Origin of the sequence: Nitrincola lacisaponensis (assembly GCF_000691225.1) — a bacterium.
GTDB lineage: Bacteria > Pseudomonadota > Gammaproteobacteria > Pseudomonadales > Balneatricaceae > Nitrincola > Nitrincola lacisaponensis.
On record NZ_JMSZ01000021.1, the window covers coordinates 1 to 22,063 of the forward strand.

17 protein-coding genes are annotated in these 22,063 nt (G+C 52.8%); 10 read left to right on the top strand and 7 right to left on the bottom strand.

The window, feature by feature from the left end; translation table 11 throughout:
- From ADINL_RS07180 to ADINL_RS07195, 4 genes are all read left to right on the top strand, one after another.
- Positions 1-714 (top strand): hypothetical protein (locus tag ADINL_RS07180; protein ID WP_036545739.1); only part of this gene is annotated, 714 nt, incomplete at its 5' end.
- Between the two features lie 60 nt (positions 715-774).
- Positions 775-1,293 carry a PDZ domain-containing protein gene (locus ADINL_RS07185; RefSeq protein ID WP_036545741.1) on the top strand — a complete coding sequence of 173 codons (519 nt, stop codon included), beginning with the start codon at positions 775-777 and terminating at the stop codon, positions 1,291-1,293.
- 132 nt (positions 1,294-1,425) lie between these two features.
- Positions 1,426-2,625 (top strand): formaldehyde dehydrogenase, glutathione-independent, encoded by a 1,200-nt coding sequence (gene fdhA, locus ADINL_RS07190; protein WP_036545743.1) that lies wholly within the window; start codon positions 1,426-1,428, stop codon positions 2,623-2,625.
- Positions 2,626-2,790: 165 nt separating this feature from the next.
- Positions 2,791-4,971: an OsmC domain/YcaO domain-containing protein gene (locus ADINL_RS07195; protein ID WP_036545745.1), complete on the top strand. Its 2,181-nt coding sequence runs from the start codon at positions 2,791-2,793 to the stop codon at positions 4,969-4,971.
- Here ADINL_RS07195 and ADINL_RS15935 read toward each other — a convergent pair.
- A complete protein-coding gene (locus tag ADINL_RS15935; protein ID WP_051632633.1) occupies positions 4,968-6,746 on the bottom strand; it encodes a diguanylate cyclase domain-containing protein in 1,779 nt (592 codons plus the stop codon). The genes ADINL_RS07195 and ADINL_RS15935 overlap by 4 nt on opposite strands.
- Positions 6,747-6,975: 229 nt before the next feature.
- Between ADINL_RS15935 and ADINL_RS15940 the strand changes: the two genes are divergently transcribed.
- The 3 genes from ADINL_RS15940 to ADINL_RS07220 are packed head-to-tail and all read left to right on the top strand — an operon-like array spanning position 6,976 to position 13,784.
- On the top strand, positions 6,976-9,402 hold the full coding sequence (locus tag ADINL_RS15940) for a sensor domain-containing protein (protein WP_051632634.1): 2,427 nt from the start codon (positions 6,976-6,978) through the stop codon (positions 9,400-9,402).
- Between the two features lie 60 nt (positions 9,403-9,462).
- A complete protein-coding gene (locus ADINL_RS07215) occupies positions 9,463-10,707 on the top strand; it encodes an efflux RND transporter periplasmic adaptor subunit (protein ID WP_036545747.1) in 1,245 nt (414 codons plus the stop codon).
- Complete coding sequence (locus tag ADINL_RS07220; RefSeq protein ID WP_036545750.1) at positions 10,704-13,784, top strand: efflux RND transporter permease subunit; 3,081 nt, start codon at positions 10,704-10,706, stop codon at positions 13,782-13,784. Before ADINL_RS07215 ends, ADINL_RS07220 begins: the two co-directional genes overlap by 4 nt.
- Here the strand turns inward: ADINL_RS07220 and ADINL_RS07225 are convergent.
- Positions 13,750-15,252 (bottom strand): FAD-binding domain-containing protein, encoded by a 1,503-nt coding sequence (locus ADINL_RS07225; RefSeq protein ID WP_051632635.1) that lies wholly within the window; start codon positions 15,250-15,252, stop codon positions 13,750-13,752. The genes ADINL_RS07220 and ADINL_RS07225 overlap by 35 nt on opposite strands.
- Positions 15,253-15,318: 66 nt before the next feature.
- Positions 15,319-16,395, bottom strand: coding sequence for a PA0069 family radical SAM protein (locus tag ADINL_RS07230; RefSeq protein ID WP_036545752.1), 1,077 nt, complete (start codon positions 16,393-16,395; stop codon positions 15,319-15,321).
- A 201-nt stretch (positions 16,396-16,596) separates the two neighbouring features.
- Here ADINL_RS07230 and ADINL_RS07235 point away from each other — a divergent pair, with 201 nt between their 5' ends.
- Positions 16,597-16,971, top strand: a complete 375-nt coding sequence (locus tag ADINL_RS07235) for a type II toxin-antitoxin system RelE/ParE family toxin (RefSeq protein WP_036545755.1) — start codon at positions 16,597-16,599, stop codon at positions 16,969-16,971.
- Positions 16,961-17,266, top strand: coding sequence for a helix-turn-helix domain-containing protein (locus ADINL_RS07240; protein WP_022987525.1), 306 nt, complete (start codon positions 16,961-16,963; stop codon positions 17,264-17,266). The genes ADINL_RS07235 and ADINL_RS07240 overlap by 11 nt, the downstream gene beginning before the upstream one ends.
- 68 nt (positions 17,267-17,334) lie before the next feature.
- Here the strand turns inward: ADINL_RS07240 and ADINL_RS07245 are convergent, their stop codons facing one another.
- From ADINL_RS07245 to ADINL_RS07260, 4 genes are all read right to left on the bottom strand, one after another.
- A complete protein-coding gene (locus ADINL_RS07245; protein WP_036545768.1) occupies positions 17,335-18,825 on the bottom strand; it encodes a tripartite tricarboxylate transporter permease in 1,491 nt (496 codons plus the stop codon).
- 10 nt (positions 18,826-18,835) lie between these two features.
- Positions 18,836-19,267 (bottom strand): tripartite tricarboxylate transporter TctB family protein, encoded by a 432-nt coding sequence (locus ADINL_RS07250; RefSeq protein WP_036545772.1) that lies wholly within the window; start codon positions 19,265-19,267, stop codon positions 18,836-18,838.
- 84 nt (positions 19,268-19,351) lie between these two features.
- Positions 19,352-20,311, bottom strand: coding sequence for a tripartite tricarboxylate transporter substrate binding protein (locus tag ADINL_RS07255; RefSeq protein WP_036545775.1), 960 nt, complete (start codon positions 20,309-20,311; stop codon positions 19,352-19,354).
- Between the two features lie 47 nt (positions 20,312-20,358).
- Entirely contained in the window at positions 20,359-21,120 is a 762-nt protein-coding gene (locus tag ADINL_RS07260) for a GntR family transcriptional regulator (protein ID WP_036545778.1), read from the bottom strand.
- Positions 21,121-21,243: 123 nt separating this feature from the next.
- Here ADINL_RS07260 and ADINL_RS07265 point away from each other — a divergent pair, with 123 nt between their 5' ends.
- A complete protein-coding gene (locus tag ADINL_RS07265; RefSeq protein WP_036545783.1) occupies positions 21,244-22,047 on the top strand; it encodes an amidohydrolase family protein in 804 nt (267 codons plus the stop codon).
- Positions 22,048-22,063: the final 16 nt, after the last annotated feature.

The following is a 22,063-nucleotide window of genomic DNA, read 5'->3' on the forward strand; positions in this document are numbered from 1 at the left end:
ATTCATCAAATGCTGTTTCGGGAGGAATATATTATTTCTTCTTTTCATTCGGCTGAAGATCCAAATAATCCCGGGTTCACAAGAACAGGGCGATCATATGAAGAGTTTAAAACTATTCAGCTTGAAGGTCATGGCCGTGGCATAGGGTGGGGCCTGTTTGTTATAGGTTTGCTAGTGGTCCCCTGGATTTTATTCAATATCAGCGTTCAAAACCCTGTCCGCTTTGATCGTAAGCGTCGCATTGTGTACACCTGGTCACGTGGGTGTTTTATGTGCATTCAGTTGCCGGAAAACACTGATGATCCACTAGCGCAGATCCGTGCCCATGTCCCACATGCGCCCAAAGTTAAGGACCCTTATAATCCCGACGGTGCTCTGGTGTTTTGGCTGCCGTTTCCGAAAAAAGAAGCCAATATGCCGATCGGTGTGGGTGCTAATTGCTTCATCGCACGAGCAGCGATCCGCTATCAGGCGCATTATCTGCGGGAGTTCATCGCCGATTTTATGACCAGCCCGGACCCACAATGGCTGAATCAGTTGGGATCGAAGCGTAAACCCAAGTATGTTCTGTGGATGGATTACTTCTTTTACAATATCGCCCGATTGCAACTACTGCCACAGTTTGCATTCAAAAAACGCAAAACTGAAAAGGCGATTGAAGAATTTATGCAGAATCCACGTACAGAGTTGTACACCAAGGATATGCCCTATTGATGGGGTGGGGCGGTTGTTGAGGACATAGAAAAGGATATTTTTAAAATCACGGAGATCTATATGTCAGTATATACTGTTTTAAGAGTTGAAAGTGTTAAGGATGGTGGGGCGGGTCATCAGGTTGGCTTGCAGAAGGGAGATATATTGCAAAAATATAACGACTATAAAATCACCAGTCATGCCAGTTTAGTTATTGCAAGTAGAAAACATAATGATCCTGATAAACCGGTTGTTTTGAGTGTTAATAGATCGGGGCAGGATTTGACTTTAAATGTTCAGCATGGAAAGTTAGGTGTTTCTTTTGAAGAGATTTTTACGTCATTAGATAATGAAAAGGTTGTGGAGTCGAAAGATAAGTCACTTATTAAAATCCTGAGTGTTGTTGCGTATGCATTTTTGATACTAGGTATTATCTCAAGTGGATTGGCATTTATTGCTTATGCTGATTCTTTTGAAATTGTAGCACTGCTTGCAGGTGTCGCTTTGTTAATTCAGAGTGTGACGGTTTTTTCTTTGCTAAAAGTTATTGCGGTAATGGCATTAGAGGTTAAAGATATTAAGTATCAGGTTTGTAAGTGATAATGTGGTATTTATGTCGCAATCATCTCATACAGCGACGTACATAAATAACTCCTGTCATGTCTGCATCCCTACACTGCAGGGTGTAGTACGTTCTTGACCCGCTAAAATAAACATAAATGGAGAAAAGCGATGGCTATTTCTACCGGAAATCGCGGTGTTGTGTACACTGGCCCAGGAGAAGTTGAAGTTCGCTCGATTGCCTTTCCTGAACTGTCTATCGGCAAGCGCCAATGTCAACATGGTGTTATTCTTAAAGTCCTCACAACCAATATTTGTGGCAGTGACCAGCATATGGTTCGCGGTCGCACCACGGCACCTTCGGGCCTTGTTCTGGGGCATGAGATCACAGGTGAAATTATCGAATGTGGTCGGGATGTCGAATTCCTTAAGGTCGGTGACATTGTCTCTGTGCCTTTTAATATCGCATGCGGCCGCTGTCGCAACTGCAAGGAAGGCCGGACAGGCATCTGTCTGAATGTTAACCCTGCACGTCCCGGCGCAGCTTATGGCTATGTCGATATGGGTGGATGGGTAGGTGGTCAGGCTGAGTATGTGATGGTGCCTTATGCCGACTTTAATCTGCTCAAATTCCCGGATTCAGATCAGGCGCGCGAGAAAATTCGTGATTTGACTCTGTTGTCAGATATTTTTCCAACCGGTTTTCATGGCTGCGTGACGGCAGGTGTCGGGCCGGGTTCAACGGTATACATTGCCGGGGCAGGGCCTGTCGGGCTTGCGGCGGCAGTCTCTGCACAGTTGCTGGGTGCGGCCTGCGTAATTGTCGGGGATATGATTCCGGATCGTCTGGCACAGGCAAAAAGCTTCGGATGCGAGACGATTGATCTTCGACAGGATGCCGAGTTGCCTGAGCTGTTGGAGCAGATCCTGGGCGTGCCTGAGGTCGATGCAGCAGTCGATTGTGTTGGCTTTGAAGCACGCTGCCATGGTCACTGTCATCATGAAGAAAGGCCTGCAGCGGTATTGAACTCGATGATGGATATTACCCGTGCGGGTGGCCAGATCGGTATACCGGGCCTGTATGTCACAGAAGATCCCGGCGCAACGGATGATGCCGCCAGGCATGGCAGTCTGAGCATGCGCTTTGGACTGGGTTGGGCTAAATCCCACTCCTTCCATACCGGTCAGTGTCCGGTCATGAAATACCACCGTCAGTTGATGCAGGCGATTCTGTTCGACAAGGTTCAGATTGCCAAAGCGGTTAACGTTCAGGTGATTTCACTGGATGATGCGCCCAAGGGCTATGCAGACTTTGATGGCGGCGCGGCGAAGAAATTTGTGATCGATCCTCACCGGTTGTTTGCGGCCTAAGCGCTTCTCGTTGCTGACCTTGTACCTTGTCACCTCTTGAAAGGCCTTTACGGGCCTTTTTTTATGCTGTTCATCACCTCCTGAAGCAAGCCTCTTGCGCAAAAAAATGCGATAATGTGCGGTTTCGCCAAAAGCTCCGTCTAATCCCAATCCGGTACCCCGCTCATGGAAATCAAAGTTAACTTTCTCGACAATCTCAGACTTGAGGCCAAGTTTGACGACTTTACAGTCATCACTGACCAGCCGATTCGTTACAAAGGGGATGGTTCAGCGCCCAGCCCCTTCGATTATTTTCTGGCGTCCTCAGCGCTGTGTGCGGCGTATTTTGTGCGGGTTTACTGTTTGGCGCGCAATATCCCGACAGAGAATATCCGTTTGTCGCAGAATAATATTGTCGACCCTGAGAACCGTTACAACCAGATTTTCAAAATTCAGGTGGAGTTGCCGGAGAGTATTTCAGACAAGGATCGTGAAGGGATTTTGCGTTCGATCGATCGTTGTACTGTGAAAAAAGTGGTACAGACGGGGCCGGTGTTTGAGATCGACACGGTTGAGAATCTGGATGAAGATGCGCAGGCGCTGTTGATGGTCAAACCGGAAGGGGAGTCCAGTACCTTTATTCCGGGTAAGGATCTGCCGCTGGAGCAGACCATTGCCAATATGACCGCGATTCTGGCTGACCTGGGTATGAAGATTGAGATTGCCTCCTGGCGCAATCTGGTGCCGCATGTCTGGTCGCTGCATATCCGTGATGCCGCATCGCCGATGTGTTTTACCAATGGTAAAGGTTCCACCAAAGAGAGTGCGCTGTGTTCGGCGCTGGGCGAGTTTATTGAGCGTTTGAGCTGTAACTTTTTCTACAACGATCAGTTCTTCGGTGAAGAGATCGCCAATAGCGACTTTGTCCATTATCCGAATGAAAAGTGGTTCAAGCCGGGCGTCGATGATGCCCTGCCTGAGGGGCTGCTGGATGAGCATTGTCTGGCGATCTATAACCCGGATGATGAGTTGCGTGCTTCCAACCTGATTGATACCAATTCCGGTAATGTGGCGCGGGGTATCTGTGCGCTGCCGTTTGTGCGCCAGTCTGATGAGGCGGTGGTGTATTTCCCGTCTAACCTGATTGAGAACCTCTATCTCAGTAATGGTATGAGTGCAGGCAACACGCTGTATGAGGCCCAGGTGCAGTGTTTGTCGGAGATTTTTGAGCGGGCAGTCAAGCGTCAGATTATTGAAGAAGAGCTGGCCTTGCCGGATGTGCCGCCATCGGTACTGGCGAAGTATCCGGCGATTGTTGAGGGTATCCAGGCCCTGGAAGCGCAAGGCTTTCCGGTATTGGTCAAGGATGCGTCACTGGGTGGCCAGTTCCCGGTCGCCTGTGTGACTTTGATGAATCCGCGTACGGGGGGTGTCTTTGCGTCCTTTGGTGCGCATCCGACACTGGAAGTGGCGCTGGAGCGCAGTTTGACGGAGCTGTTGCAGGGTCGCAGCCTGGAAGGTCTGAATGATTTCCAGCCACCGACCTTTAACAGTCTGGCGGTGACGGAACCGAACAATTTTGTGGAGCACTTTATCGATTCTTCCGGGGTGATCTCCTGGCGCTTCTTCAGTGACAAGGCAGATTTCGAGTTCTGTGAGTGGGACTTCAGTGGTTCCAATCAGCAGGAGTCCGAGACACTGTTCGGGATTCTTGAAGCCATGGGGCATGAAGTCTATATGGCTGTACATCAGGATCTGGGCGCTCCCGTGTGCCGTATTCTGGTGCCGGGTTACTCTGAGGTTTATCCGGTGGATGATCTGGTGTGGGATAACACCAATAAAGCGCTGTTGTTCCGCGAAGATATTCTTAACCTGCATCGTTTGACCGACACGCAACTGGCAGATCTGCTGGAGCGTCTGGAGGAGAGCCAGCAGGATGAATATATGGATATCATCACCCTGATTGGCATCGAGTTCGATGAGAATACCCCTTGGGGGCAGTTGACGATTCTGGAGTTGAAACTGTTGATTCATCTGGCCTTGGGCCAGCATGAAGAGGCGCTGGAGCGGGTGGAGCATTTTCTGCAATACAACACCAACACGGTTGAACGCGGGCTGTTTTACCGTGCCGTGAATGCAGTGCTGGAAATAGAGCTGGATGACAGTCTGTCTCTGGATGATTTTTTACCGAATCTGCAGCGCATGTTTGGTGAACAGACGATGCAGGCGGTAGTGGGATCAGTTAACGGTGACGTGCGTTTTTACGGTCTGACACCCACCAATATGCAGCTGGAAGGGCTGGATAAGCACTTGCGCCTGATCGAGAGCTACAAAAAACTCCATGCCGCCAGAGCGGCTGCAGGTTAAAGGCTTTTGTGGGCATACATGGCGCGGTCCGCTTTCTGGAGCAGGGCGGATGCGCTGTCACCGTCCTGCGGGTAGCGGGCAACACCGAGGCTGGTGCTGATGCGGATTTCGATATCACCCAACTGGAAGGGTTGTTCGATTGCCTGAATCAGCTTCTCAGCAACATGACTGACTGCTTTTTGCTCAGCATGTGGCATGAGAACCACAAACTCATCGCCTCCAATGCGTGCCAGCGTATCTGAATTACGTAAATGACTTTGCAGACGTTCAGCCACCGCTTGCAGGAGCTGGTCACCCATTTCATGACCCCAGCGATCATTCACGGGTTTGAAACCATCCAGGTCGAGAAAAATCACGGCGAGGGTGTGTTGATAGCGCTGCGCCTGATTGAGCAACTGTTCCAGGCGATCCATCAGCAGGCGGCGGTTAGCCAGTCCGGTTAGCGGGTCGTGGTTGGCCAGATGCAGTATTTCCCGTTCCGCTTCCTTGCGCTTGGAGATGTCGGTGACAAAATTCAGCGTAGCGGGCTGGCCATACCAGTCTACGACAACACCACTGACCTGAACATCCAGCAGGCTCTGGTCCTGGCGCAGTAATTGCACTTCGTAACGTTGCGGGGCAGTTTCACCCTGTAGCCGCTTACGATAATTCTGTTCAATCAGGCCGCGGTCCGCAGGTGCAACCAGTTCCAAAAATGTAGGCAGGTTGGTCAGACTTGCGAGACTGTATCCGGTCAGCTCCGCCAGACGGGGGTTCCCATACACCAACCGATCCTGCTGAATCACGGCGATGCCTTCATGGGCAGTATCGAGCAATGAACGATAAAAGTATTCGCTTTCGCGCAGCCGGGTTTCGATCTGGTTTTTGTCTTCCAGCGTGTTCTCCAGCGTCTGTTTCAACTGTAGCAAGCGTCGGTGGGCGCGGAACTGCAACAAACCTATGGCTAATAGCAGACTGACAAGGGCGGCTGCACCGACCAGAACCCGTAAGGTCATTGTCCAGTCCTGCCGGTAGTGCATGGCAATCTGAATATGCTGGTTAATGGCGGTGTTGATATCGGTTTCGGTCAGCGTGCCAACAGCCTGATCCAACTGCTCCAGCAGGCTGTTGTGCTCCTTTAAAACACCGATGCGAAGCAGGTTTTTGTAGTCCGGGATTTCACCGGCGACTTTGAGATTGAACCAGCCCTCTTTGCGAATAGTGTAGGCCGCAACCGTCAGAGCCCGAATGCTGGCGTCGGCGATGCCCCGATCCACCAGATCGAAGGCTTCATATTCTGAATCAACAGGGATGAGAGTGATCGCAGGATAATCACGCTTCACCCGCTCATACACGGAGGTGCCCGCAGGGAGGGCTACGCGTTTTCCGGAAAGCTGTCGCAGATCCGAGATATAAGGGTGCTCGTTGCGGGTCACGACAACATTTGGATCGATCAGATAGGGACGGGTAAAGTCCAGCCACTGGCTGCGGGCTTCAGTTTTATTCAATAAACCGATGATATCGCATTCGCCTGCCTGGGATTTTTTTAGCGTTTCATTCCAGTCGGCAGTCTGGACTATTTCGACCTTGAGCGCGGCCCGTTCAAAGATCAATCGCAGCAGATCTGCAGCGATCCCGATGAACTCACCTTCCGGAGTCAGTTTCTCCAGTGGCTCCCAGTCTGGGTCAACACACATCTGGACAGGTTGTTGTGTCCAGTCAGGTTCGGCGTGGCTGATTGTTGAGCCAAACACAAGTGTACACAACACACAGGTGAGCAGGTGTTTGAAACTCAAGCAGTCGACTCCTGAAGGATGGGAAATCTGTTGTCACGGTTGTGCGGAGTATATATTAATCAGCTAATTCAGAAAAATATATTTCGGAATTTTTCAAACGGATAGTTGATTTTAATCATATAAAACCTATGGATTTTGAGTAATTCAAACAAATTCTTTTTTTGTCGCTGTGTATTGGTTAGACTCGGGAACGCTGCAGAAAAAGTATAAGTAGTCACTGGAGCCGTCGTTGTCATCTAAATTATCGCTGCGTTTTATTTTGATTCTGGTCTTCCCGCTGATGCTGGTGTTGAGCAGTTTTGCATCAGTCGTTGCCAAGGGCCCTGCATTCGATCAGGTGTTCAGTGAATCCGGCGTCATGATGCTGTTGATTGAGCCAGAATCAGGACGCATCGTGGAAGCCAACAAGGCTGCAGCGGAGTTCTACGGTTATCCGCTGGATCAACTTCAACAGATGACTATTCAGCAGATCAATACCTTTACTCCCGAGCAGGTGGCGCGAGAGCGTGCCGCTGCTGAGTCAGCCGGGCGCAATTACTTTATCTTCAGGCATCGTCTTGCCGATGGTGAGATTCGCACGGTTGAAGTGCATTCCCGTCCTTATCGTTTCAACGATCAGAATCTGCTTTTCTCTATTATTAATGATATCTCTCCTGGTCGGCATGCGGATCAGGATTTGTGGTATTACCAGGAGCAACTGGAAGCGCTGGTCGATGCCCAGGTTGAAGAAATTCAACGCAGTCGCTCATTTCAGTACTGGACGCTGATCGGTGCGTTGGTGATTCAGGGATTGGTAATCCTGCTGTTAATCATCAATATTCAGCGCAAACGTCAGTTGCAGCGTCAGCAGCAGCAAACAACCGAGGCGCTGACCAATCTGGCGACAACCTTTGCACCCTTGTCGGGTCAGGATTTTTATCAGGCGGTATCTCAGTATCTGGTTGAAAAACTCAATGTCGATTATGTCTTTGTAGCCGCTTTGACTTGCGATGCCAGGCGTGCCGAGGTGCTGGCGGGCTGGGCTGATGGTAAACCCATACAACCCTTTGGTTACTCACTGGAGGGAACCCCCTGTGCTGATGTCTACGATGCGCATCGTATGATCCGCGCTCAGGGAATTCAGCAGGCTTATCCTGACGATGCCCTGTTGGCGGAGTTGGGCGCAGAAGCCTATATTGGCAGTGTGCTACTGGACAAGCGTCAGCAACCGGTTGGTTTGCTGGTCGCATTAAGTCGTCAGCCGATGCATAACGCCCATTCAGCCGATACGCTGATGCAGCTCTATGTAGATCGTGTCAGTGCTGAAATGCAGCGCAGTGAAGTTGAGCAGCAATTGGCCCAGATGGCGCACTTTGATCCCTTGACGAGCCTGCCCAACCGGACATTGCTGGCGGATCGTCTTAAACATGCGATGGCTCAGGCGTTGCGACATGAACAGATGCTGGCCATCCTGTTTATCGACCTGGATGGTTTTAAAGCGGTGAATGACAGCCATAGCCATGCAGTGGGTGATCAGTTGCTGGTGAGTATTGCTGCCCGAATGAAACAGGTGATACGTGATGAAGATACACTGGCACGTTTAGGGGGCGATGAGTTTGTGGCGGTGTTGCAGCATTTACACAGCCCTAATGACAGTGTGAAGTTCCTGAATCGTTTATTGACGGTAATTTCTGAGCCGGTGCTATTGGATGATTTGGAGTTCAGTATTTCAGCCAGTATCGGGGTGGTGTTTTATCCCCAGCAGGAAGGGCTGGATGCTGACCAGTTATTGCGCCAGGCTGATCAGGCAATGTATCAGGCCAAGCAGGCCGGCAAGAATCGCTACCATTTCTTTGATGTTGAGCGTGACCGGGCATTGCGGGATCAGCATGAAGGCTTGTTGAGAATACGTCAGGCACTGGAAGAGGGCGAGCTTGAACTCTATTACCAGCCCAAGGTGAATATGCGCAGTCGAGAGGTGATCGGTGCAGAGGCCCTGATTCGCTGGAATCATCCTGAACGAGGTGTGCTACCGCCAGCCAGTTTCCTGCCACTGATTGAGAATCATGTCCTGGCAATCGATATCGGCTATTGGGTGTTGAATACCGCGCTGGATCAGATTCTGAGCTGGCGTGAGCAGGGTATCCATGTACCGGTCAGCGTGAATATCGATGCTATCCATCTGCAGCATCCGGGCTTTGTGGACCAACTGGCGTCTGCACTCAGCCAGCGTCCAGGCATTCAGCCGTTTGACTTGCAGTTGGAAATACTGGAAACCACCGCGCTGGATGATGTCAAACAGGTATCCGGCATTATGCTGGCCTGTCAGCGTTTAGGTGTCGGCTTTGCACTGGACGATTTCGGGACAGGCTACTCGTCACTCACCTATCTGAAGCGTTTACCGGCTGAACTGTTGAAAATTGATCGCAGCTTTGTGCGTGATATGCTCGACGATCCGGAAGATCTGGCTATTCTGGATGGTGTGATACGTTTGGCGGGTGCATTTCAGCGACAGGTCATTGCTGAAGGGGTAGAAACCCAGGCACATTGTGATGAATTGTTGAAGCTGGGGTGTGAGTGGGGACAGGGATATGCAATTGCCCGCCCCATGCCCGCGTCCAGCCTGCCTGGCTGGTTAGCACAGTGGCTGCAATCTGAAAGCGTACCGTCTGCGTAGCATTAAACGCTTAATTCTTATACTCTATAAGACTTCCCTTATATTCAGTGCCGAGATGTTATGAAGCGGTTAAAACCTTTTGTGTTACCGGTGTTGCTGCTGGCTGTGTCCATAGCAGGATTTATGTTGCTGAAAGCGACTCGCCCGGAGGCACCGCCTGTTGATGAGGAGCAACGTCGCTGGCCTGTGGCTGCAATCAGCGTTGAAAAAGCCCCCCTGAATCCTGCCGTCCGGCTGTTTGGTCAGATAGATACGGCTGCTCTCACCAGTATTCGCTCTCGCAGTGCCGGTGATATTGAGCAGGTGCAGGTGCAGGTTGGTGACTGGGTGCAGGCGGGTGATCCGCTGATTCAGCTTGATCCGCTGGATGCCCAGGCTGAAAGGGATCTGAAACAGGCTGAGCGCGATGACTTGCTGGCGCAGCGTGAGCAGCGTTTGGCACAGCACCAGACCGACCTGCAATCACTGGCACAGGAGCGCGAGCTTCTGGCATTGGCCGAGCGTCAGCTGACCCGCTATCGGCAACTGGTTCAGGCGAACCGTGTGTCTGAACGGGATGTTGAGCTGGCTGAGCAATCCCTCAGGCAACAGCGTCTGGCGGTGCTGCAACGTGAGCTGGCTGTGGAACAGCACCCGGCCAGACTGCAGCAGTTGAATGCGGCCTTGCAGCGAGCGGAAACCCAGTTGCAATTGGCAGAGCGCAATCTGCATGCGACCGAGTTATTGGCACCGGAAGCCAGCCGTGTTGTGGCGCTGCTGGTGTCACCGGGTGACCGGGTGACGGCGAACACGACCTTAGCGACGCTGGTTGTGCCTCAGCGAATTGAGCTGCTCGCCAACTTGCCTTTGCGTTACGTCACCGAAGTTCAGGCCGCTGTTGCTGCACAACAGCCGGTGTGGGTGGAGGCGCTGATTGATGGGCAAGCCTATCGCTTTGTTCTTGAGCGTTTTGCTGCACAGACGGATCGTTCGGCCAGTGTCACCGGTTATTTTCGTCTGGTATCCGGCGATGCCAGTCTGCTTCCTCTGGGGCGCTTTGTCGAAGCCCATATGACCCTGCCGGTACAGGCTGACAGTATCTGGGTGCCGACATCTGCGCTCTATGGGCGTGATCGTGTCTACCGTATTCAACAGGGTGTGTTGCAACCGGTGAGTGTCGAATTACTGGGTGAATTTGAACAGCACCAGCAGCCGGGCTTCTTGTTGCGCGCGGATGTTCTGGCCGAGGGCGATCTGTTACTGGCGAGTCGGCTACCACAGGCGATTGAAGGCTTGGCGGTTGAGGTGGTCGGGAGTCAGCCATGAGTCTGCAACGCGGGTGGATCGCTTTATTTTTACAGCATCGGCTGGCCAGCAATCTGCTGATTGTGCTGATGTTGATGTCTGGCTTCTGGGCATTGATGAAGCTGAATACCCAGTTTTTTCCGACTTTCTCACTGGAAATTATCAGTGTTCGGGTCATCTGGACAGGTGCCAGTGCTGAGGATATTGAGTCAGGTGTGACGCTGCCGTTGGAGCAGGAACTGCGTAGCGTTGATGGTCTGAAGTCGATGACATCAACCTCCAGTCAGGGTATTTCCGCGATTACCCTGGAGTTTCGTGATGATACGGATATGACTCAGGCGCTGGCTCAGGTTGAAGACCGTGTCGCGCAACAACGCAATTTACCTGTTAATGCTGAAACGCCGGTTGTCTCCCGGGTTGTGCGCTATGAACCCATCGTGCGTATGTTGCTGACGGGGCTGCAATCCATGGATGAATTGCGTGTGCTGTCGCGTCAGTTTGAGCGTGAGCTGCTGGATATCGGGATAGAAAAGGTCGACTTTACCGGGCTTCCGGAAGAGGTCATGGCAATCGAAGTACCCAGTCATGCCTTGCAGGCTCTGCAGTTGACACCTCGGACGATGGCCGAGATGCTGGCGCGTTACACCACGGATCAGCCTGCGGGTGATTTTGGACGTGATCAGGGAACCCGGCAGCTAAGGGTATTGCAGCAGGCGCGTACGGAGCAGGCATTTTCACGGCTACCCCTCACCAGTGGTATCGATGCGGGACGTATCGAGCTGGGTGATGTCGCCTATATCGAACGTCGTGCCAGAGAAGGTGAGACGCGGATTCGCTATCAGGGGCAGCCTGCAATCGAGTTGCTGTTGCAGCGTACCGAAAGTACCGATGCACTGGTGGCGGCACGACAGTTCAGTGACTGGTTGCGAGTGACGGAAGCCTCCCTGCCTGCCAATGTCGAGCTGATTGTCTATGATCAGTTGTGGCAACTGATCAGTGAGCGTATCCAACTGCTGCTGAAAAATGGTGTTGGCGGCCTGCTGCTGGTGTTGGCTATTCTGTTTCTGTTCCTGAGTGGTCGTCTGGCCATCCGGGTTGCAGTGGGTATTCCGATTGCGTTCACCGCTGCATTCGTAGCGCTGTATTTAGCCGGAGGCAGTATTAATATGCTGTCCCTGTTCGGCTTTATCATGTCACTCGGTATTATCGTGGATAATGCAATTGTCGTCAGTGAGCATGCCTACACCCTGCGAAGTCAGGGAAAATCACCTGTCGATTCTGCCTATGAAGGGGCTCGGCGCATGCTAGGGCCTGTCATTGCGTCCTCTTTGACTACCGTGGCGGCGTTCTTCCCGCTGATGTTGATTGGTGGTGTGATCGGCAAAATTCTGTTTGAGATCCCGCTGGTCGTCATTTGTGTGATTCTGGCGACCCTGTTGATCAGTTTTTTAATCCTGCCGCATCAGTTGAGCCACGGACTGGCGGTGTCGCGTGCCCAGTTGCGTGAAGAAGAGCAGGGTTTCCGGGGGCGTTTTGAGCAGGGCTTGCTGCGTTTTCGGGACGGTTTTTTTCGTCGCACCCTGCAGCGTGCTATTCAGCAGCGCTGGACGACCTTGAGTGCTGCATTGGCCTTGCTGATTTTGTCTGTCGGGTTGATGGCTGGTGGTCGCGTCGGGTTCACGTTCTTTCCAAGCCCGGATGGAACGACTGTGCGTGCCAATATCTCGTTTGTTGCGGGAACCCCACCGGAAACGGTTGCTGCTTTTATGCAGGAGGTAGAGGCCGCTCTGGATCGGGTTGAATCCGATCAGGAGGAAGCCGTAGTCAAGGTCAAGGTGACCCGGTTGGGGCAGGGAATCAGTAGTCAGGGCACCGGGCCCCGAGGGGACCAGTTTGCTTCGATGATAATCGAACTGACCTCGCCTGATCGTCGTAAGCTGTCCAATCAGGCGTTAATCAATCAGTGGCAGCAGCAGATCCCCACCGCGCCGGGACTGGATTCGGTATTGATTACCGCGGTGTCCGGTGGTCCGCCAGGACGTGATGTGGATGTGCGCTTGAGCGGCGCAGATGCTCTGACGTTAAAGGCCGCAGCTGAAGTGCTGGCGGCACAGATGGCAGACATTCCGGGTTTGTATGCGGTTGAAGATGATACTCCTTACGGGCGGGAACAGTTGCTGATCAGCCTGACGCCACAAGGGGAGGCGCTAGGGCTGACGCCTGCCGGTCTGGCCAGTGAGCTACGCGGTTTTTTTGACGGGACACTGGTACAGCGCTTTCAGGATGGTCTGGAGGAGGTTGAAGTGCGGGTATCCTTGCCAGCCAATGAACGCCACAACCCCTTGACCCTGGACCGACTGTTTTTACCCTTGCCAGAGGGTGACTGGGTGCCTCTCGATCATGTGGCGCAGTTCAGCAGTCAGCCCGGCTTTGAAACGCTTCGGCACGCAGATGCCCGGCTGGCCATGCATGTGTCAGCAGAAGTGGATCGCAGCCAGGGGAATGCCGGGCTGATTCGTGAGCGTCTGGCGGCGGAGGTGCTGCCCAAACTGGCCAGTGACTTTGGTGTGGAGTGGTCATTTCAGGGGCGTGCTGTCGATCAGCAGGAAACGCTGGGAGATATGAAAATGGGGCTGGTGTTTGCACTGGTTGCTATTTATATCGTGCTGGCCTGGATGTTTGCTGATTACCGCCTGCCACTGGTGGTGATGGCGATTATTCCGTTCGGTCTGCTGGGTGCAGTGGCCGGACACTGGGTGTTAGGCCTGGAACTGACCATCCTGTCCTTCTTCGGGATCTTTGGCTTGACCGGAATCGTGGTGAATAACTCTATTATTCTGGTGAGCTTTTATCAGGAGTTGCGACGCCAGGGGATGGCGGCAGAGGAGGCCATCGTCGAAGCCGCCTGCCAGCGACTCAGAGCCGTGTTGATTACCTCGATTACCACGATTGCCGGTTTGACTCCGTTGCTGTTCGAGACCTCGGTGCAGGCGCAGTTCCTGATTCCGATGGCCGTTTCGATCATGTTTGGTCTGGCTGTTGCAACACTGCTGGTACTGTTTGTTATTCCTGCGCTGATGCGAGTTGCTGTGCGCTAAAGCCGCTGACCTGGGTTCGTAGCAGCCTGGGGACGGCGGCCTGTACGGCCGGTGATTCCCGCCAGCGCCATAAGCGTTCACGTGCGGCTCTTCCGGTGGCCTGAATATCAACGACCGGCTTCACATATCCTTCGGCAAACTCAGCAAACATCTGCGCTTCAAGTGGCGTCATCAGCCAGGGCTGATGGCGTAATGCGGTTGGAAAGTCACGCAGTTCGGGTACAAATTCAGTGATAAAGCGCGTCTCGGCATCTTGCTTGAGTGATTGTTGTACCGGATTGTAGATGCGCAGGGTATTAAAACCGGTCATGCCTGCCTGCATTTGTATCTGGGGGTAGTGAATACCGGGATCAAAATCGAGAAAGTGTTGTGCCAGATGCAGTGCAACGGATTTCCAATCCAGTTGCAGGTGATGGCATGCGACGCTGACCAGCATCGCCCGCATGCGAAAATTGACAAAACCGGTGGAGAGAAGGGCCCGCATGCAGGCATCCACCAGTGGCAAACCTGTTTGTCCTTCTGCCCAGGCTGTAAAGAACTCCTGCTGTTGAACCGGATCAAGCTGCTGCTGGTGCTCGGCCAATAATCGCTGGTATGCCGGATTCAGCGGCTCAAATTCAATTCGGCAATCAGATTCAAATTTCTGTACAAAGTGACAATGCCAGCGCATACGTGAGTAAAACGCCCGTCGATGCCGACTGGCAGGCAGGGGCTTCAGTGCATGCAGGACACTGCGTACTGACAGGTTACCATAGGCCAGATACGCGGACAGGCGTGATGAAAACTGCCGGCTGCTATGCGGCTTGCTGATATGAAAACTGTACTGTTCCAGGCGTTCATCGATGAAGTGCTGCAACTGCTGCTGTGCGGCCTGTTCGCCACCCGGTTGATAGTGCGGGTTTCGACTCAGCCACAGACGCGGCAGTTGCTGGCATTTCAGGCTGTACGCCCGGTGCTCCGGCTGCAGTTGCAGCGTCGTCAGCTGTTTTAGCTGAACCTGACAGCAGGGCTGTTTGAGAAACTGATCCGCAAAGGCTCGCCAGCCTGAGCGCCCACGATGGCCTCGTTGTACTGCATACTGGGGTATTTCTTGCCAGTGAACGCCATGTGTGCGACACCAGCGTGCCACGGCCTGATCACGCTGAAAAGTCGACATCACCCCGATTTCTTCATGGCTGTAAAGGTTCTGCAGGATGAAGTTTTCACTCAAAGACTCAAGCAGGGTGATAAAGTCGCACCAGAACACCTGCAGGGATAAACCCTGTTGTTTGAGTTGCCCGGACAGGTCGGCCAGCGATTCTACAATAAAGCGTTGGTGTGAGCTGTGCAGGTGCGGGTCGTTGAGAAGCGAGGGTTCAAAGCAATAACAGACTAGGGTGCGTCGTCCTGATTGACAAGCCATAGCCAGGGGGGCGTGATCCTGCAGGCGCAGATCGCGTTTTAACCAGACAATATCAATCAGTTCCATCGTGGCATCCTTGAAGCGTCGAATGCCTATGCGTATTTCGGGGTGATTTGGATCACTTTGCTGTAGTTACAGTGCGTCGAACAGATCCCCCTGCAGTGATGGTGGCCTGAAATCACGTGTGTTTAACCCCTGTTCGGTGTTGAACTGCAGTTGCCAGCGCTGACAGGCTTTTTGAAAACGCTGGGCAATCAACTGAGCAAATACACCTTCGCCACTGAAGCGCTTGCCAAATTGGGCGTCATAGTTCTGACCTCCCCGGCATTGTCGCATCAGACTCATGACCTTGGCGGCCCGATCCGGATAATGTGCTTCCAGCCAGGCTTCGAACAGTGGTGCCACTTCCCGTGGCAAGCGTAACAGCATCCAGTTGGCTGTACGTGCACCCGCCTGATGCGCAGCTTCCAGAAGTCGTTCAATTTCGTGGTCAGTCAAGCCGGGGATGATGGGTGACAGCAGGGTGCCGACCGGCACACCGGCTTCCCTGAGGGTCCTGATGATTCTTAAGCGCGCCTGAGGTGACGCGGCGCGTGGTTCAAGGCTGCGCTTGAGCTGCATATCCAGACTGGTCAGGCTGATAAAGACACGTACCAGGCGCTGTTGTGCCAGGGCCTGGAGTACATCCAGATCTCTGAGGATCAGCATGCTTTTGGTGACCAGAGTGACCGGATGACGGGCTTCCAGTAACAGGGACAATAGCTGCCGGGTGGTCTGGTATTTGGCTTCAATCGGCTGATAGCAATCGGTATTGCCCGACAGGTTGATCGGGCGACAGATATAACCAGGCCGGCAGAGCTCTTCCCGCAGCTGTTCAACCAGGCCTGTGCGAGCAATCAGACGGGTTTCAAAATCCAGTCCGGGCGACAGGTCCCAGTAAGCATGCGAGGGGCGCGCATAGCAGTAGACACAGCCATGTTCACAGCCACGGTAAGGGTTAATGGAGCGGTCAAATGGCAGGTCCGGAGAGCTATTCCATGACAGGGCGCTCTTGCAGGCTTCATCACGTACTTCGGTAGCAAGGGTTTCCTGCTGTTCTTCATGCCACCAGCCGTCGTCTACCGCTTCACTGATGCGGTCTGCAAAACGGTTATCCGGGTTGTAGGTTGCTCCCCGTCCGCGACGGGGGGCGGTGGATTGATCAGCCATAAAATCACCGATACTGTTTTTATATACAGTATACGATTGCAGGCTATAAATAAAGAGGCGATTAACCGGTCAATGCAACATACTACCAGCGCTTGGCTGGAGTGCTCTGTACGAGCAATCTTAGTGTTGGCAGGCAAGCTATCACTTGCAATATATGGACAGATATACCCGTTACGGGTATAGTTTTAAAAATGGACGGATATGGACGTTTTAAAGCGAAAGGACTTTGCACGGTGGCAAGCTACTGAAAAGCTCTCCGATACGGTCTTGTGCAAGGCTGTTCAGGAAATGGAGAGTGGGCTGGTTGATGCTGATTTGGGTGGCAACTTATACAAGAAACGAGTCGCTCGTCCTGGTGCGGGTAAGAGCAGTGGCTACCGCACTTTGTTATCGGCCCGTGTTGGCCACCGTTATGTATTCCTGCATGGCTTTCCGAAAAGCGACAAGCCGAATATCACTCAAGACGAGAAAAAAGCGTTGCAGTATGCAGGCAAGGTATTTCTGGAGCTATCAGCCAAGGGGTTGGCAAAGGCATTACAGGCTGGTGTTTTACTGGAGGTGTGTTGTGACAAGTAAAATCATTGAATCTTTGCGCGGTGACTTGGCCGCGCTGCACGACGCAGGCGCGATCAACAAAGTAACCATGCGCCAATTCGACGCGATTTGCCCGCCACCAGTGCGCGAATTCAGTGCCGACGATATTAAACGTTTGCGTGAAGCATTGCACTTCAGCCAGCCCGTATTCGCCCACCACCTGCATACCAGCGCTTCGACGGTACGCAAGTGGGAGCAGGGTGAAACGCGTCCTGCTGGCCCAGCGCTCAAGCTGCTTAACGTTATCGCCGATAAAGGCTTGCAGGCTATTATCTGATGATTGAACGCCGAAGATGCAGATAGTGGCGTCACAAATTACCTCATTCAGTTCTCTGCCATTGGAAGCTACCCACCGCACTTGCGGCGATAGTACTTGAGTGCCTGAGAGCCCAGCACTATCAGCAACAGGGCAATGATTCCCTGGGATATTGGACGTGTAAAAAACAGTGTCCAGTCATTTTGTGAAATCAGCATGGATAAGCGGAAGTTGCTTTCAGCCATGGGGCCCAGTAACACCCCCAGTACGATTGGAGCCAGAGGAAAATCCATACGGTTTAGCAGGTAACCTATCAGGCCAAATCCGAGCATCACATACAGGTCGGTGGTGTTGCCGTTGATGGTGTAAACGCCAATGGACATCAGTACGAGGGTGGTGGGCACCAGTAGGGTCGAAGGCAGTCGAAGTACCTGTGCAAACAGCCGTGTTGCCAGCATGCCCCCCAGTACAAAGAGCAGCAGTGATGTCAGTAACAGCTGCCAGATGAAGCCGAAAACGATATCGGCAGAATCGGTGAACAGGCGCGGTCCAGGCTGCAATCCATGGATCATCAATGCACCCAGTACCAGTGCTGCAATCAGGTTACCCGGGATACCGAGTGTGAGTGCCGGTATCATGGAGGATGCATTGTCAGCACTGTTGCCACATTCTGCGGCAGCGACACCTACCGGGTTGCCCTGGCCAAAACTTTCAGGTTCTTTGGCATTGCGCTTTGCCTCGTTATAGCTGAGCAGGGCTGCCAGATTCCCCCCGGCGCCCGGCAGTATGCCGACACAGACTCCGATGATTGAGGATTTTGACCAGGTGCGCCAGTAATCGCGGATCAACTGCAGGGCTTTGGAGGATTTGTGGGTACGGAAATTGGCGGGATCATAGTGTGCACTATTCTGCTTTTCCGCCATCTCCAGAATGGGTGGCACGGCATACAGGCCAATCAGCACAACCATTAATGGGAAGCCGCCAATCAGGTAGAGATTATCAAAGGTGAAACGCTCTTCGCCGCTGAGCGTATCAACGCCCACCAGTCCAATCAAAATTCCCAGTAAGGCCGCCAGCATCCCCTTGAACAGATCACCACCCACCAGCACTGCAATGCTGGTCAGGCCAAATACGGCGACCCAGAAATATTCTGTAGGACCAAACGCCAGGGTCATTTGGGCCAGAGGAGGGGCCAGTGTCATCAGTGCAATGGCACTGACGGTGCCACCAACTGCTGAAGACCAGCAGGCTGTTTTTAATGCCAGCCCGCCCATTCCTTTGCGGGTCATCGGGTAGCCGTCAAAGGTGGTTGCAATGGCGGAAGGTGTACCCGGAATCTTTAACAAAATGGCAGGAATCGCGCCACCATACATGGAGCCATTGTAGATACCTGCAATCAGGCCCAAGGCAATCAAAGGATCAAAACTATAGGTGAGTGGCAACATCAAGGCGATCGCCATCACCGGATTCAATCCTGGCAGGGCGCCGATCAAAATACCCGCGAGTGTGCCAACGAGCATGCTGAGCATGGAGGCGGGGGCCATAATGACGCCAAAGGCATGAAGCATTGCATCGAACATGATGTTTTCCTCAGACAGCCAGGAAAAATTCGACTGGCAGCGAGCGCTTGAGTACCAGTGCAAATAAAAGATAGAGAGCAGTAATAAAAACCAGCGTAATGGACAGAATCACCACGGGTCGTCGTTCTCCGATCAAGAGTGCCAGCGTGACGATGAATAGCGTGCTGCTGGTGTAGAAGCCGGCTACCGGCAAGAGCACGAAGTAGCCTATACAGCTGGTGAGTGTGGCGATGAATTTAGCCGGGTGGTCCATCAGTCGCATCTGGATCAGTTGGCTGTTCATCAAGCTTCTGAGCATTAACCCCAGTGCGAACAGGCTCATCAGTACACCGACACTGACCGGAATATACGCAGAGTCATCGTAGAAATCCTTTCCATACCAGACAGTGCCGATTCCCAGTAAAAAGAACAGGACACCTGTACAGAAATCCCGATAATTCATGCTGATCTCCCGTGTATCACACTCGACAGTTGGGTCTCATATCTATCCGTAGACAGACAGGAGGATATGAGACCCGATTCAGGTTCAGTTACGCTTCAAGCCCAACTGACCCAGTAGTTCACCCAGTGCTTCGGATTCATTCTTCAGGGCTGCCCGAAGGTCTTCTCCACGCATCAGGACAGGTACTTCTCCCTGCTTAGCCAGAAACTCCAGTAGTTCCGGGTTCTCCAGTGCACGCGCTACGGCATCGGCAATCACTGTTGCATGCGCTTCACTCATGCCGTTAGGCCCCAGCATCATTCGCCACAGCACAGTTTCCAGTTCGGGATGCCCAAGCGCTTCCAGGCCGGAAGCCTGAGGTAACGCCGGGTTGTCGCTGGCGGATGTGACGATCAGGCATTTGGCCTGGCCATCCTGTGCATAGGGTAGTACTGGAGGGATAGAGCCGCCGTAAATGTCGATATGCCCCCCCAGGAAGTTTTGCAGTGTTTCACCCGCGCCACCGAACGGAATGGCCCGGGCCTGGATGTCATAAGCTGCAAAAATGCGCTCGGCTGCCAGACGCATGGTGCCGCCTACGCCATCGTTACCATAGGTATAACGGCTGGGGTTGTTTTGTAATTCCGTCAGGAACTCTTCAGCGGTATCCGCTGGAAAGTCAGGTTTTACACAGAGCGTATAGGCACTTTGTGAAATGCTGGTAATCGGTGTCAGGGAATCGTAGGAATATTGAACGCGCTGCATATGCGGCACGGTTGTGATCGGGCTGTTCCAGGTGGACAGCAGTGTATAGCCATCCGGACGGGCGCGGGAAACCTGGTTAACACCGATGGCGCCACCGCCACCGGCAACGTTAATAATGGCAGCAGATTGCTTCAGTTCAGGTTCAAGATACTGATTCAGCATACGCGCGACAGAGTCGGTCCCGCCACCTGCCGGTGCTGGCACGATAATTTCAATTGGACGGTTTGGATAGTTACTTGCCAGAGCGGTCGTACAGGCAAGTGCGAGTGCGCAAGCACCCAAGAGGCGAACTGTGTACATGGTCATTTACCTTTTTAGTTTTATTTTACGGCCGTTGCCGATCTGTTTTAGTTGGGCTGTTCGCCCAGGGTTACGCGGTATCGAAAACGTTCAGGGCGTCCATGTGCCCGTCGGAACTCAATCACCCGGCCAATGGGGTTTCTGGCAAGGCGTTGAATGACAGCTACCGAAGACCCTTGTGGTAGCTCAAGGTATTTGGCGCTCTGGTCAGTGGCCAGGCCGAATGACAATTCATCGGTGGCTGAGCTGATCAGAATGCCAAACTGGTCCAGAAAAACGGGATAAAGCAGGGGCCCGCTGGTTTTGAAGTTGATCTTCTCCAGGCCGTTAAAATCTGGAAGTCTCAGATAGAGTTCTTCAAACAACAGCGGCTCACCCGACCAGAGACGTATACGTTCAAGGCGTATACAGGGTGATTTTGCCGGATCACCAAAGGCTGCCAGGACATCAGCAGGTGCCTCAGTGATCTCACAGCTGATAATGCGGCTTTCCGGTATCATCGGCTGATCATTGCCTTCCATGTCCATTACATGAAAGAAGCGAAACAAGTCGGCTCTGAAGGCCGGGCGTTTGACAAAGGTGCCTGTGCCTCGACGGCGCTCAAGCAGGCCCTCTTCGGAAAGCTGTTTGAGAGCCATGCGCATGGTGGCAACGGCTACACCATATTCTTCAGCCAGACGGTTTTCCGACGGAATCATGTCGCCAGGCGCCCACTCACCCTTTGCAATCCGTGAAGCCAACTGATCCCTGAGTCTTGCGTAGAGTGGCAGACGGTCATCAAAAGCACTGTTGATTGGATTGCTCAGCATAAAAAGCGTCCTGTTTCGGTTGATGCGTTTCATGAATACTAATACTATAGTTCTTCAGTAGTCAACTAGTTCTCTATAGAACTGAATAACCTCATATGACCTGAACGTCGGGGTATAAAATAGATGCAAACAGCAGGTTTCGACTGCCATGCTCACGTATATGGTGTGGTAAACAGAACACAGGGATCGAATTATAAACCCCGATCCGTTGCACCTTTAGCCACCTGGAAGCAACATCTGCAGAGCTGTGGCCTGGCAGGCGGAGTCATCGTTCAGCCGAGTTTTCTGGGTCACGATAATCAGCAATTGCTGGATAATCTGGCGATTGCCGGTTCAACCTTCAAAGGGGTTGCTCAACTCCCCAGTGATGCTTCATTGGCAGAAATGCAACGTCTTGATCAGGCAGGTGTAGTGGGTGTGCGCTGGAATCTGATTGAACATCGTGCCGAGCTGCCAGATCTTGACGACCCGCAATGGATTCAGTTTCTTGAGCAGTTAAAGGCGATGGACTGGCACCTGGAACTTCACCTGGAAGGGGATCGCTTGCCTGCTTTGTTGCCGGGCCTGATCCAGCGAGGGGTACGACTGGTGATTGATCATTTTGCCTTGCCTTATCTGGATAACCCTGACCAGGATGCAGGGTTTCAGCAAATCTTGCAGGCCGGTCAACAGGGTAATCTGTGGGTCAAGCTGTCGGCGCCTTACCGCTCTCCAGTGCAGGACCTGAAGCCTTATGTGTCTGCTTTATTGAACCATTTGGGCAGTGAGCGTCTGGTGTGGGGAAGCGACTGGCCCTGGACCCGCCATGAAGGCAAGCACGGCTATCCTGATACGCTGGCCTGGTTGCGTGAGTGGGTTGAGGATTCAGCCGACCGTATCTGCATACTGGAACGCTCACCGCGTACCCTCTACCGGATTACCGGGTAGGGGGTAAGCAGTTCAT

Coding starts and splice junctions, on each gene's coding strand:
- fdhA (WP_036545743.1), top strand. CDS start 1,426: ATGGCTATTTCTACCGGAAATCGCGGTGTTGTGTACACTGGCCCAGGA.
- ADINL_RS07195 (WP_036545745.1), top strand. CDS start 2,791: ATGGAAATCAAAGTTAACTTTCTCGACAATCTCAGACTTGAGGCCAAG.
- ADINL_RS07230 (WP_036545752.1), bottom strand. CDS start 16,395: ATGGCTGATCAATCCACCGCCCCCCGTCGCGGACGGGGAGCAACCTAC.
- ADINL_RS07245 (WP_036545768.1), bottom strand. CDS start 18,825: ATGTTCGATGCAATGCTTCATGCCTTTGGCGTCATTATGGCCCCCGCC.
- ADINL_RS07220 (WP_036545750.1), top strand. CDS start 10,704: ATGAGTCTGCAACGCGGGTGGATCGCTTTATTTTTACAGCATCGGCTG.
- ADINL_RS07255 (WP_036545775.1), bottom strand. CDS start 20,311: ATGTACACAGTTCGCCTCTTGGGTGCTTGCGCACTCGCACTTGCCTGT.
- ADINL_RS07250 (WP_036545772.1), bottom strand. CDS start 19,267: ATGAATTATCGGGATTTCTGTACAGGTGTCCTGTTCTTTTTACTGGGA.
- ADINL_RS07225 (WP_051632635.1), bottom strand. CDS start 15,252: ATGGAACTGATTGATATTGTCTGGTTAAAACGCGATCTGCGCCTGCAG.
- ADINL_RS07260 (WP_036545778.1), bottom strand. CDS start 21,120: ATGCTGAGCAATCCAATCAACAGTGCTTTTGATGACCGTCTGCCACTC.
- ADINL_RS07215 (WP_036545747.1), top strand. CDS start 9,463: ATGAAGCGGTTAAAACCTTTTGTGTTACCGGTGTTGCTGCTGGCTGTG.
- ADINL_RS07265 (WP_036545783.1), top strand. CDS start 21,244: ATGCAAACAGCAGGTTTCGACTGCCATGCTCACGTATATGGTGTGGTA.
- ADINL_RS07235 (WP_036545755.1), top strand. CDS start 16,597: ATGGACGTTTTAAAGCGAAAGGACTTTGCACGGTGGCAAGCTACTGAA.
- ADINL_RS07185 (WP_036545741.1), top strand. CDS start 775: ATGTCAGTATATACTGTTTTAAGAGTTGAAAGTGTTAAGGATGGTGGG.